General features: G+C 59.0%; 8 protein-coding genes. 3 read left to right on the top strand and 5 right to left on the bottom strand.

Annotated features, from left to right (window positions below; genetic code table 11):
• The first annotated feature begins 110 nt into the window (after positions 1-110).
• Positions 111-2,255 carry an acyltransferase family protein gene (locus tag ACN08V_RS07900; RefSeq protein ID WP_419105170.1) on the top strand — a complete coding sequence of 715 codons (2,145 nt, stop codon included), beginning with the start codon at positions 111-113 and terminating at the stop codon, positions 2,253-2,255.
• Between the two features lie 231 nt (positions 2,256-2,486).
• Entirely contained in the window at positions 2,487-7,388 is a 4,902-nt protein-coding gene (locus ACN08V_RS07895; RefSeq protein ID WP_419105169.1) for an NAD-glutamate dehydrogenase, read from the top strand.
• A 94-nt stretch (positions 7,389-7,482) separates the two neighbouring features.
• On the opposite strand, the gene ACN08V_RS07890 is transcribed toward ACN08V_RS07895, so the two are convergent.
• From ACN08V_RS07890 to ACN08V_RS07870, 5 genes are all read right to left on the bottom strand, one after another.
• Positions 7,483-9,264 (bottom strand): AMP-dependent synthetase/ligase, encoded by a 1,782-nt coding sequence (locus tag ACN08V_RS07890; protein ID WP_419105168.1) that lies wholly within the window; start codon positions 9,262-9,264, stop codon positions 7,483-7,485.
• A complete protein-coding gene (locus ACN08V_RS07885) occupies positions 9,264-10,145 on the bottom strand; it encodes a DUF1295 domain-containing protein (RefSeq protein WP_419098836.1) in 882 nt (293 codons plus the stop codon). Before ACN08V_RS07885 ends, ACN08V_RS07890 begins: the two co-directional genes overlap by 1 nt.
• A 98-nt stretch (positions 10,146-10,243) precedes the next feature.
• The gene (locus ACN08V_RS07880) at positions 10,244-10,705 is read right to left on the bottom strand and encodes a GyrI-like domain-containing protein (protein WP_419105167.1); all 462 of its coding nucleotides are present in this window, start codon (positions 10,703-10,705) and stop codon (positions 10,244-10,246) included.
• A gap of 58 nt (positions 10,706-10,763) precedes the next feature.
• Positions 10,764-11,354 carry an arsenic metallochaperone ArsD family protein gene (locus ACN08V_RS07875; protein ID WP_419105166.1) on the bottom strand — a complete coding sequence of 197 codons (591 nt, stop codon included), beginning with the start codon at positions 11,352-11,354 and terminating at the stop codon, positions 10,764-10,766.
• 110 nt (positions 11,355-11,464) lie between these two features.
• Complete coding sequence (locus ACN08V_RS07870) at positions 11,465-13,111, bottom strand: hypothetical protein (RefSeq protein ID WP_419105165.1); 1,647 nt, start codon at positions 13,109-13,111, stop codon at positions 11,465-11,467.
• A gap of 216 nt (positions 13,112-13,327) precedes the next feature.
• Between ACN08V_RS07870 and ACN08V_RS07865 the strand changes: the two genes are divergently transcribed.
• Positions 13,328-13,731 (top strand): aldehyde dehydrogenase family protein (locus ACN08V_RS07865; protein ID WP_419105164.1); only part of this gene is annotated, 404 nt, incomplete at its 3' end.

The following is a 13,731-nucleotide window of genomic DNA, read 5'->3' as shown; positions in this document are numbered from 1 at the left end:
GCTTGAGATTTGATAGAAAACTTGGGATATCCGATACGGCCTGGCCTAGCAGATAGTGTTAAGAGATGAATCAGAGACCGCGTAGACAGCATAAGCCCCTCGGTAGCTTGGTGGAACAACCTAAATTCAGGCCAGAAGTGCAGGGCCTGCGTTCTTTGGCTGTGCTCCTGGTTGTCATGTACCATGTCTGGTTTGGCAGAGTCTCAGGCGGTGTGGATGTCTTTCTTTTCATCTCTGCCTTCCTGCTGTCTCTTTCCTCTCTGCGCAAAATTCAAGAAGGTCAGCCCCTAAAAATCCTTAGCTACTGGCTCCATGTCTTTCAGCGCTTGCTCCCGGCTGCCGCAACGGTGATTGTTGCCACCCTACTGGCAAGCTACTTTGTTATTGTTCCCTCACGCTGGGCCTCCATACTGGCGGATGCCAAAGCTTCCATCTTCTATTACCTTAACTGGCGACTGGCCTTCAACGCCGTGGACTACTACGCCCAGGACGCCACCCTCAAGACACCATTCCAGCACTTCTGGTCGCTCTCCATGCAGGGACAAATTTTTATTCTCTGGCCCCTGCTTTTTGCTCTGGTAGCTTTCCTGGTCGGTTATCTACGCCTTAAAGTCTTACCGACAGCCCTCTTTGTCTTTGGCCCTATCTTTGTTCTCTCTTTGACTTTCTCTATCTTGGAGACCGGTTCGAACCAGGGCTTTGCCTACTTCGATACTCGGACCCGCCTGTGGGAGTTCGCTGCGGGCACTCTGTTGGCTATTGTTCTTCTTTCATGGCGCGTGCCCCAATTCATTAAAGTCCCGATGGGTTGGGCTGGCGTGATTGGCCTTGTCACTTGTGGATGGCTTTTACCTGTTCAGCAGGCCTTTCCCGGCTACCTAGCTCTCTGGCCCCTGCTCTCCGGTGCTTTCGTGATTGCGGCCGGGCAGACCGGCTCACCTTTTGGAGCAGATAGGTTGCTATCCGCTAAGCCCTTTCAAAAAATGGGTGCTATCTCCTACTGCCTCTACCTGGTGCATTGGCCGCTACTGATTCTTTATACTTCCTGGGCCCGAAAACCTCAGGCAGGCTGGTTTGACGGTGCTCTCATTATCCTGATCTCCCTGGTCCTTGCCTGGTTGCTTCATAAGGGTGTTGAAAGGCCGCTGAGAGCCTGGGAGAAAAAGTCAGGTGCTACTCCCTTTACTTCCCCTGCTGGAGTAGCAGATAGGCACCAGATGCCCTGGTCTAGTGTGGTCCGGGTAAGTGTAACCCGTCTGATTCGCCCGGCCTCATTAATTCTTCTTTGCTTGGCACTAGCGGGAGGCCTGGTGTTTGGCGGGCAGAAGTGGCTTGAGGCGAAATCGGTTCAGTGGGCCTCAAATGAACAGTACGCCGGGAGTGAGCGATTCCCTGGCGCCCTCGCTAAAAACGTAAACCAGAGGTATACGGACCCGGCTATCCCAATGACTACAGACGGCCAGCTCCCCCCCTTTGGTGAAAGTTGTTTGGATTACCCCGGTATTGATAACGAGTATCTCGATTCAGGCGTTGAGACCAGCATCTGCCGCATGAAACTATACGGAGACCTGGATGCTCCTCTGACCGTGGTGGTCGGAGACTCCCATGCCCACCACCTGGTCTACCCCCTGATGGAGGGTATCGCCCGGGCAACGAACACTAACCTCATCTTGCTCTTCCGCCCGGGTTGCCGTTTCTCGCTCACCTCAGACCCTGCTGAGCCAGGATCATGCCAGGACTACAACCAGATTGTCTACCAGCAGTTGCTGGAATTGCACCCTGATAATGTGGCCTTGGTTTCTACCCGCACCTCCAGAGAATCCAATGAAGAAATTTTTACACCCAACTTGGAGCCAGCACTTGCTGGGCTCACCTCTGAGGGGATTAACGTCATAGGCGTCCGGGACAACCCCCGTTGGACAGAGAATAAGTTTGAGTGTGCACAATCTAACCGGCAGAACCCCGCCTCATGTGGCGCTCCCCGGCAAGACAAGATGGCTGCGACCGACCCCAGCATCGACATCATGGATCGTTATGATCACACCTACAGAGTCGATGTCACCGACGGTTTATGCCCGGATAACTATTGCAACTCCATTGTGGGCAACATCATTGTTTACATGGATGATAACCACCTGAATTGGTCCTTTTCTCAAACTTTGGTTGAGGAAGCAGACCGAGAGCTACGTGAACAGGGCTGGGATCCCTACGATTTACAGATTCCTTCCTCACAAGAACTGATACCCGCACCGTAATCGGCCCGTTACCTGACGGCAGGCTGAGAAAGTGCTAGCTCTCAAAGTGACCCCCGTGTGAAGACGCCCGGGGTCGGGCTCCTTATGCCTCTGACCGGTCTCACTAAAATCTAGAGGTAGTAGTGTTGCGGTTCACTCCCACCCCCAAGCGGACTAAGATTAAATGACGCGCACCACCCCGCGCACCGATATCACAAAGAAGTGACATCCTCACCAGCGAAAGGCAAATTCTTGCGCACGAACGAACGCTCAGCCCTCTGGTCCGGCACCAATGACTGGATCAACGATTACTACCGTCACAGCTCAGCAGACGAGCTTGAAGGGCTGACCGACCAACAACTCACTGACCTTGCCCAAGCACACCGGTCCCTAGCTGCCGTCCGCGCACCGGGCCAGGCTATCGTCTCCCTCCAGAACGACGACAGCGGCAGCACCCTCTACATCGTGGTCGATGACACCAGCTTCCTCGTCTCCTCCATCACCGCCCAGATCGCAGCCCACTGGGGCGGTATCTCAGGCCTGGTTCACCCCACCTTCCTGGTAGAACGTAACGGTGCAGGTGAACTGGTCAACCTCACCGGCCCCGGCCTCAAACAGCCTGTAGCCAGCGGTGACACCGTCTCCATGCCCATCATCAGAGACGCTGCCAGCGGCAATATGGGGGCAGGGGCAACCGTCGAATCCTGGATCTCCGTCCGACTGACCACCCGCGTCGATGATGCCGCCACCGGGCAGTTGGAAGAAGAAATCCGCTCCGTCCTGACCGACGTACACCGCGCTGCCCGTGACAACGAAGCTATGGCTAGCCGTGTTCTAGATATCGCTGATAAGCTCAACGAGCTTTCCGGGATCACCCTCGGCGGGGCCGAACACTACACCGGCACCATCAACTCCGATGCCGACCCCATGACCCGGGTGGAAGCCGCCCAAGAATTCCTGCGCTGGCTCACCCGAGGAAACTTCCTCTTCATGGGCATCAAAGAACGTGACCTGACCGGCCACTCCGGCGAAGTGCTCCTGACGGACCGCCCAGGCTCCGGCCTAGGCATCCTGGCCACTACGGGGGAAGGCGACCCCATCGTCCTCACCGGCCTGGGCCTAGAAAACGCCCGGAATCCGCGCCCCCTCTACATCACCAAAGCCAACTCCCGCTCCACCGTGCACCGCCACGAATACCTGGACTACATTGGGGTACGCGACTTTGACCGGTCCGGCAAGATTGTGGGCGAATACGTCATTCTGGGCCTGTTCTCCCGCCAGGCCTACTCGCTACCGGCGGTAGAAACCCCGCTGGTGCGTGAACGCATTGCCATTATGCGCCGACACCTGGGCTACCAGCCCGGCTCACACTCCGATAAGACCCTGGCTGGCATTATCGAAGACTACCCCCGCCTAGAACTGCTCCACGCCGACCTGGAAGAACTCACCGACACCTTCCGTGGCATTATGGGCCTAGAAGAACGCCGTACCACCCGCCTCTTCCTGCGCTCCGATACCTTTGGCCGGTTCGTTTCAGCCACCGTCTTCCTGCCCCGCGACCGCTACAACACCCAGGTTCGCCAGCGGCTCGAAGCGGTCTTCTATGAGTTCATCGACGTAGAGAGCCTAGACTTTGAGGTCTACCTCTCCACCTCATCGCTGGCCCGTATTTTCTTCCGCCTGCGCCTGGCAACCCCCAACGTCATTCCCAGCCTGGATGCACGGGAAATTGAACGCCGCCTACAGGCCACCACCCGCTCCTGGGGTGAAGCAACCGCCGCCGCCGTTGAAGGCGCTGTCCTTGGCCAAAAGCAAGACCCCGAAGCTAGCCGCCTGGCCGCATCCGCCTGGTCAGAAGCGGTACCCATGACCTACCGCGCCGACTACGAGGTTGAAAACGCGGTCGAAGACATGGCCATCTTTGAGTCCCTCAGTCAGGAACAGCCCGCCGCCGCCCGCATCGATGAACGCAAGGGCCGCACCCGCATCAAGACCTACCTGGCCTCGGCGCACACCCTGACCGAGCTACTGCCGGTCATGCAGAACATGGGCCTGGTCGTCATTGACCAAAAACCCTACGAAATCACCCCTGCTGACGGACGAGTATTCTCCCTCTACGACTTCGGCGTAGAACTACCCCAAGGGGTCGATATCCAGGCAGTTGCAGGGCTCTACCAGGATGCCCTCAACGCCTACCTGCTGGGCAAGCGCGAATCTGACAGCCTGGACCGCCTCATCCTCATTGAAGAACTCACCTGGGAACAGGTCGCTATCCTACGTGCCTACACCCACTACCTGGTCCAGCTGGGCCAGGTCTACTCCGCAGAGTTCATGTCCGACACCCTGCTGGGTTACCCTGCGGCCACCCGCCTGCTTGCCCGCTACTTCGCGGTCAGCTTCGATCCCGACGCCAGCTACAGCCCAGCAGAGGAACGAGAAGCCAAGCGCGAACAGGTCTGGGCCGAACTTACCACCGCCCTGGATGCTATCCCCACCCTCGATGTGGACCGCTTCATGCGCTCACTTGCCACCGTCATAAAGGCAACCCTGCGCACCAACGCCTACCTGGACCGCCCCGCCCTCGCTTTCAAGGTGGCACCCGGCCAGATTGACTTTGCGCCCCTACCCCGGCCCACCTTCGAAATCTTCGTCTACTCACCGCGCGTTGAGGGCGTTCACCTGCGCTTTGGCCCCGTAGCCCGCGGCGGCCTGCGCTGGTCCGACCGCCGTGAAGACTTCCGCACCGAGGTCCTGGGCCTGGTCAAGGCGCAGATGGTCAAAAACGCGGTCATTATCCCCACCGGTGCTAAGGGCGGCTTCTACCCCAAGCAGCTCCCCAACCCCGCACTTGACCGCGACGCCTGGATCACGGAGGGCCGCGAATCCTACAAGGTCTTCATCGCCTCCCTGCTCGATGTCACCGACAACCTCTCTATCGAGGCCGACGGCACCGAAACCGTAGTACACAACCCCCGCGTCCTGGCCCGTGACGGCGACGACTACTACCTGGTCGTTGCGGCCGATAAGGGCACCGCCTCCTTCTCCGACACCGCCAACGCCATTAGCGCCGAATACGGCTTCTGGCTGGGCGATGCCTTTGCTTCCGGCGGTTCGGTAGGCTACGACCACAAGGCTATGGGCATCACCGCACGCGGCGCCTGGGAATCCGTCAAGCGGCACTTTGCCGAACTCGGTATCGACTGCCAGACCCAGGAGTTCACCGCCGTAGGTATCGGCGATATGAGCGGGGACGTCTTTGGCAACGGCCTGATGCGCTCACGCGCCACCCGCCTGGTTGCGGCCTTTGACCACCGGGATATCTTCCTGGACCCCTCACCGCAGGCTGACGTCTCCTTTGAGGAACGTGTTCGCCTCTACAACCTGCCCCGCTCGTCCTGGCAGGACTACAATCCCGAGCTGATTTCTGAGGGCGGCGGTGTCTACTCTCGCGGCGCTAAGTCCATTCCCATCTCTCCCCAGGTGCGTGAGGTTCTGGGGCTGGGCGAGGATATTACCCAGCTTTCACCGCCCGAACTGCTCTCCGCCATTCTTAAGGCCCCGGTTGATCTGCTCTACAACGGCGGCATCGGTACCTATGTGAAGGCTTCCAGTGAGAACCACGCGGCCGCGGGTGATAAGGCCAACGACGCTATCCGCGTGGACGGCCGCGACCTGCGAGCTAAGATTGTGGGCGAGGGCGGCAACCTGGGCTTCACTCAGCTAGGTCGCATTGAGGCCGCACGCGCAGGCGTCCTGCTCAATACCGATGCTATCGATAACTCAGCCGGCGTGGAAACCTCTGACCGCGAGGTTAATATCAAGATTCTGGTGGACCGCCTGGTGGCTGCCGGTGAGCTTGCCGCTGAGGAACGCGCGGCTTTCATTGAAGCCCAGCGTGAGGATGTTGGTGCCCAGGTTCTGCTGACCAACCGGGAACAGAACGTGCTTTTGCAGGCTGAGCGCCACGGCACCGCCCCCGGTATTGAGGTCTATATCCGACTGATTCACGACCTGGAAGAGAAGGCCGGGCTGAACCGTGCTGTCGAGTTCCTGCCTACCGATGAGGAAATTCGCAGCCGCTACGAGGCGACCGGTGGGATGCTCAACGGCCCGGAACTGGCTGTGCTGGCGGCCTACGTCAAGATTCACCTGACCGCCGAGTTGGAGAAGACTGACCTGGCCGATGACCCCTACCTGGCCCGTATTTTGACCGACTACTTCCCGCCTGCCCTGGTGGAGCGTTTTGGGGAACATCTGGCTTCGCACCCGCTGCGTCAGCAGATTATTTGTACCCGTGTCGCCAATGAGATGGTGAACCTGGGTGGCATTACCCACGTCTTCCGGGCTGTGGAAGAAACCGGGGTGGGGGTTGATGCGATTGCCCGCGCCTTCTATGTTTCCCGTGAAACATTTGGCATTGGCAACTCTGCACGGTTGCATCGTGAGCTTCCTGCTTCAACTCCCTTGGAGGGGTGGCTGGCTGTTATCCGTGACTGGCAGCGCGTGTTGGACCGCCTAGCCCGCTGGTTTGCCGCTGAACGCTCGGTGGTGGTGGGCACCCCCATTGCTGACATGATTGAGCGCTTCAAGCCCGTTGCCGAACTCATCCCCTCACTCAATGACTACTTTGCAGACGACACACGAGCCAGAGTGCGCGCTATGCGTAACCAGGCAGAGGCCTGGAATCTACCCGAAGAGCTCACGGTCAACTGGATTCGCGAGTTTGAGGCATTTGCTCTTATGGACGTGGTACGTGCGGCAGAAGACCACAACCTGTCCACCGAGCAAATGGCCCGCGTCTACTACTCGGTCTATGACCGCTTCCAGGTAGATATGCTCCTGACCACTATCTCGACTCTGCCCCGTGCAGACCGGTGGGAGACTCTGGCTCGCTCATCACTGCGCGATGACCTCTACGAGATTGCCGCTAAGCTGGCCCTGCGTGTGCTCCAGGAAACCGGGCAGGGCGTAGTAGCGGGCACCGAGAACGGCGATCTTGCCGTAGCCCGCTGGGTAGAGAAGCACCCGGTTCGTATGGGCCGTGTGGACACCATGCTGGCTGAGATTCAGCAGGCTGCCCCCGGCGCCGACGGCCGCCCCCGCCTGGCGGTACTCCAGGTAGCCCTGCGTACCCTGCGCGGTGCCGTGAGCTAGACGGAAGATCTCCTCACTGCAAGGCGAAATAGCTAGTAGACAGCGGCCCCGGGGAATGTTCCCCCGGGGCCGCTACTTTCTGACAGGGGCTCAGCTAGGCGGCGTAGAGCTCATCAATGACCTGACCGAAGCGCTTAGAAAGCGCTGTGCGCCTGAGCTTCTGCGTGGGGGTTATAAGCTCCGGGTCCTGATCATCTAGCTCAATGACCTTAAAACGGCGGACCTGCTCACTGCGGGCCACCAGGGAATTAGCATCTTCAACCAGCTTCTGGATAGCCTGAGCGCAAGCCGCCTGAGGTAGTGCCCGGCCATCTTCGCTGGGCACTATCAGGGCAACAAGGTAGGGTCTCTTATCTCCTATCATGATCGCGTGTTCCACCAGTGGGCTGGCGGTAACCGCCTCCTCCCAGGTAAAAGGCGATATGGACTTGCCGCCGGCTGTTGTAATTTCATCTTTGAGTCGCCCGCGAATGGTCAGGTAGCCGTCCGCGTCTAGGGAACCCAGGTCACCGGTTCTCAGGTAGCCGTCTTCGGTAAAAGCCAGCTGATCCCAAGAACTATCTGTGTAGCCCGAAATCACACCGATGCCCCGCGCTAAGACCTCCCCTTCCTCGCTAATGCGGATCTCTGCGCCGGGCAGGGGTAAACCTACCGTCCCTGAGCGGATAGCACCTGGCCTGTTACCAGCCAGTGGGGCGGTAGTCTCGGTCAGGCCGTAGCCCTCCACCACCGGAACCTTCATGCCCGCAAAAAGTAGTGATAGCTCACGAGCTAGGGGAGCACCGCCTGAGAGTATCCATTCAATTTTTCCTCCCAGCAAGGAACGCACCCTGCTAAAGAAGAGCGCATCGTATGCGGCCCTAGCGAAAAGAAGCGGCCGACCGGGGCGTACCCCCTGCTCCTGCGCTCGGGCTACAGCCAAGGCGGTTCGCTCGGCGGCCTGCCACACCCTGCCCAGGTGCTTAGCCTGCGCCTGCTTGGACACCGCATCTCCTACCTTCTCTAAGACGCGCGGAACCACCACTAAGAAGGTGGGCTGGGTATGCGGTAGCTGCGAAATCAGCTCCTTGGGGTTTGAAAGGTGGGCGATCCGCATCCCCTTGACCAGGCACACCAGCTGTAAGCCTCGCGCCAGAACATGAGCCAGTGGCAGGAAAATAACCGTCCTGCCCTGTTCATGAACAATCTCCGAGTAGGCAGCTGCAACGTTGAGAACCTGCCCCATCATATTCAGGTGGCTAATTTTTACGCCCTTGGGCGCCCCACTGGTCCCCGAGGTGTAGACCAGGGTAACGATATCTGCGGGCCTCAGCTGAGCTCGGCGCTGGTCCACCTGCACCTGTTCAAGGCCCCGCCCTGCCTCCTCCAGATCGGCCAGACAGGGGTAAGCAAGCGAGCTTTCCCAGCACCAGATGGCAAGGTCCAGCCCGCGTTCTTCCCCTGCCTGAGTCAGGGTATCGGCATGCCCCTGCGACCCGGCAAAAGCAGCCACCACGCCGGCATCGGCCAGAATATCGCCCACCTGTTGGGGTGAGCTCGTGTCGTAGATGGGCACCACCTGGGCACCTGCATAGATCAGGGCGCAGTCAGCTACAGCCCACTCATAAACGGTGGGTGAGAAAAGAGCAACGCGGTCGCCCAAACCTATGCCCTGGGCTATTAGACCCGCCGCAACCGCCCGAACCTGCCGGTGAAACTCTGCTGTTGTGACATGCTTCCAGCGCTCAATGGCACCTGTAGACCCTCGCACCGGCAGATCAAAAGCAATGTGCTCAGGGTTCTGTGAAAGCCGTTCCTCTAAAACGTCACTGAGGTTACGGTACTTCTGCTCAGGATCAACCATCAAAGCTGATGAGACCGATGTCCGCTTTCTCACTAGTTCTTACCCTTAAGGCCCGGAATCAGCACAGGGGTGTTCCGCTTGTACTCCTCATAGGCCTCCTGGCCGCCCCAGCGTTCATCGGCACGAGCCTCCAGCTTGGGGATACCACTGACCTTAGTAAGAAGAAGAACCACCACAACAGGCGACAAGATAGTTACCCACTGCCAGCCCACCAGCAGGGGAGCAGCGGTCACCAAAACACCCACCCAAACCAGAATCTCGCCCAGATAGTTAGGGTGACGCGACACCGACCAGACCCCACTTTGGATAAAGTCACCACGGTGGGCGGGGTCAGCCTTAAAGCGGCTCTTCTGGACATCGGCGGTTATCTCAAGAGCCATACCTACCAGCCACACCAGTACACCCAGATAGCTTACCCAGCCCAGCTCAGCATGGCGGCCTGAGGTAATGACCGCCCAGGCTGCACTCGCTGTTACCGCAACCCACAGCCCCTGCAAAGTCCAGGCGATAAAAAAGCGTACGGGGTCGGTTTTAATGTCGTCAAAGCGGCCGTCACCCCCGCTGCGCATGACCCGAACCAGGAGGAAGAGGGACAGGCGGAGCGACCAGAGAATAACCATGGCCCCCAGCAGCCAGGCAAGAGGGCTCAGAGAGGAGGCAGCAAGCATCACAAAGAGGGTTCCTCCCACAAAGCCCACACCACCGGCAGCATCATAGAACTTCTCGGTCTTCAGGGCGTAGGCGGGGATGAAAAAGAGCCACTGAATCAGGTAGGACAGCACCACAGCGCTCGCAAAGAGCGGGAACCCACCCGCTAAGGTCTCACCCCGGTAGCTACCGCCGCTAGCTACCAGAGCAGAAATCAGGATGACTACCCCAAGTACGCTGACCAGTGCTTTTAATTTTTGAGACATATTTCCCTTACCTTTTCGCACCCGCTAGCTTGAGCGGTCCAGGGGTTATAAATATAGTTGCTGTTTCGAGTGCTCCGCACCCCCAGCTCAGAGCTGGTTCAGGCTGGTTTTACCGGAACCCACACCTGCATCTGAAAGTCTTGAGACGAGGGGTCACCCGGTCCGTAGGCTTCAAAGACTGGGCCGTTGGCCTTAAAACCAGCTTGGGGCAAGAAAGTCCCCATGAGGTGATCCACACCTGCCATAGTACTCATAGGCACAGCACCCTGAACAGTGGTCACAGCAAAATCGCCGCCATCCACCTTAAGGGCATTAAGCCCTAGAGTTTGAGCGGTCTCTAGGTTCTCCACCAGAATTCCCGCCATGTAGTCGAACTCGCCTGCGCCATTCATGCCCACAATGACACCCATGGAATGAACCTCTGGCATGGTAACACCGCGCTTCTGGGCGTGGTCGGTCAGCTTCTTCCAGAGTTCACCGATTCCAGCCCCCTGCTTGACGGTCTGGCGGAACCCCGCAATAAAGAACTCGTCCTTGTGCTCTACCCGCGCACCAATCATCGCCACTCCTTAGAAAATAAAATCAGCACTATTCTAGTGCCCAGCACCCAACGGCCGGTCAGCTGCCGCACCCGCATCCGCCGCATCCGCAGGTGGACTGCGACTCCACCAGGGGGTCACCGTCATCGGGCAGGCCCTGCCCGAAATCGCCGCCCATGAGGTTGCGGCGCCCGCCGATGTCGAGGCCACCCGTTGGTTTTTGGGTGACCCCCGCAAGGACGGCCGCAAAGCCAGCTGGCTCAAGGGTAGGTGTGCTTGCCGGAGCTTGGGCACCGCCGGTCCCGCAGGCCGCAGCTGCTGCGTTCACCTTGGGTTGTTTGACCTCAGAAAAGTGCGAGAAACGGCGCATCTGCTCAGCAGTGGGGTACATGTAAGACACCTTGACTAGGCCCTCCACCAGCAGGATGGGTAGGACCGCTTCCCCAGCCATAGCAATCTGATCCGCTACCGGCTCACAGTCCCTAAAAGCGGAGGGGTAAGAGTCCGTGGAGTAGACGGCGATATCAAGACCGGCATCCAGGAGCTCCTGCGCCTGGCGCAAAAAATCCTGCCGGGCGTTATCGCCCGGGTCGTCAGGGTTTTGGCCGGGCGCTGGAATGAAAACTTCTAGAGCGGTGGTGCCGATGGTGTCCTTGGCGATACGGGCCACGGGTACTCCTTTGACGGGGTGTGCAAGGGTGCTAGCTCTTCTCCCAGCAGATATGAGAAGAAGTTAGACCCTAGCCTACGCCCAGATAGTGCCCCCGCGCCTCTAGTTACCTAGCTGCCGGTAAAGAATTTGCGCAGGGCGGAACGCAGGTTACCTTCGGGCTGCTTATCCTCACGCTGGGCTGTTACCTCACCCGGGGAGGCTGAGGTGAGTGACAGTTTCTTACCGCGCCTATCATGGGTGGGCATGGGGCTGGTGTCTGCCGCACGGTATTCCTCGCGCTGTTCCTTGGTGCCAAAGGCCAGGGTGCCAATAGCGGTGGCGATATTCTTCTGCTCCGGCGAAATCGGTGCGTAGGTCTTGCCGGGGTTAGTGTTGTCGGCGCTGACCTCCGAAGCCTCAGACTGAACGGTTTCTGCCCGCTCCGGCTCATTGTCGGGTTGGGCGCCGTTGGCTTGTTCTTCTTGCCACTCGGCGCTGGGTGCCTTAAGGCTATCAGCCTCGGTCCCCTCAACATTGGTAGAGTACTCAGGCTCGTCGGCTTTGCTGGTTGCACCTGCCTGCTTACCTGAATCGGTAGCGGACCCGGCGGTAGCTTCAGTATCTGCTACGGGAGAGGATGCCTCGGTGGGGGCTTGACTAGAGAAGAGAGCGCTGGCATCTTCTGCGACCTTGGCCTCTCCAGGAGTAGCATCTTCTAGCGGCCCAGAAGTCTCCGCCTGCCCTGCTGTTCTCTGCTCGACGGTTTCAGCGTCGGTTTCACCCTCAGCAGGAGCCGGGTCAGCCAGCTCTTGGAGTGCCTGCCGGTAGCGGGACTCAGCCGGAAACCCTGCCCAGCCTAAGAGCGAGGGGAAGGCGATAGGGTCTACGGTGCCAACCCAGGCAATGGTTTGCCCAAACGGGCTTTCGTTCTGAGAAGTGCCCTGGGGAGTTTGGGCTCCTTGGTCGCCTCCAACCTCACCTACCACAAACTGGGCCAGTGAACTTGCAACCTGCACAGGGACGGAGGCTTCGCCAATAGGGCGCGCAATAATCTGACCGATAACACCGGCAGAACCTGGAGCCAGGTCGATGGCGTACAGGTGGCTATCGCTGTGGGCTATCTCGATCCACAGGCGGTGGTTCAATACAGCCTGCACGGTACCATCGTGGGTGGCCGGGGCCTTCCAGGGGGCACTGTCGAGGCTTGAAGCCCCGAAGTCAGCCTGTGGACTAGAGGCCAGCACATCGCGCCCCTGCGCCTGTGCAACCACACCTTCACGCACCAAAGCCCTGTAGAACTTGAGTTCGGGAGAAAAAGAAAAACCGCGTTCTCTTTCTTCGTTGGCAATCTCTTGGGGAGAATAGCCCGAAGTATGCCCACGGTCCATCAAAGCCGCGCGTAATTGCAGGCCATCAGCGGTGATAATCTGCTGAGGCTGAGCGGCCGGTGCCGGCTGGGAATCAGCGGTAGCAAGGGGTACCTGCTTGACGATCACCTGCCCGCCAGGGCTGCTATTGATGCGGACGGTGAAGGAGCCTGAAAAATCTTCAGACCGGGCTATATCAAGGGCGGCAACTGTAACCGCTTGGGCGTAGTCGGTTGGAACCGGCCTATCAGCGCCCCCGGTCACAGAGGTGCGGACGGTATCGACAGCGCCCTCGTGCACTCTCAGGCGAAGCTCAAGAGGTAGCTGGTGTGCATCCGTGTACCACTGGGTCATCTGAGCAAGAGCTAAAAGGTGCGAGGGGAGCTCGGAGTGCGAATCAAAACTCATGGTCACTATTTTTGCACGTTTCCAGGGGGCTATGACCCGAATGACCGGTGGCTAGGGGAGATTACTTTTTGCCGTTCACCCCACAAACTTTAATAACGAAACATGACCCGCCCGTCGGCATGTGAGGCAGGCTACCTGCCTAGCAGGGGAGGGCGTAAGATGGATAGGACAGCCGCGAGACATTAGACACACAGTCACTGAAAGGTGAAAACCCTCATGACCCTGGATACACAGGAACTTTTGGCAAAGGTCCCCACCGGCCTACTTATCGGTGGGCAATGGCGTGAGGCCTCCGACGGCGGAACCTTCGATGTTGAAAACCCCGCCACCGGCCAACACCTCGCCACCCTAGCATCAGCGACCGAAGCCGACGCGCTCGCCGCCCTCGACGCCGCTTGCGCCGCTGAACGCGGTACCCGAGGCAACGGCTGGGCCGCCAGCTCCCCGCGCGAACGCGCCGAAATTCTCCGCCGCGCCTTCGAGCTCGTTACTGAACGTGCCCAAGAATTTGCCACCCTCATGACCCTAGAAATGGGTAAGCCCTACGCCGAAGCCCTGGGAGAAGTCACCTACGGGGCCGAATTCCTGCGCTGGTTTGCTGAGGAAACCCCCCGCCACTA

The organism is Rothia sp. P5766, from assembly GCF_048513555.1.
GTDB lineage: Bacteria > Actinomycetota > Actinomycetes > Actinomycetales > Micrococcaceae > Rothia.
This window is presented reverse-complemented; position numbering and strand designations above follow the sequence as displayed.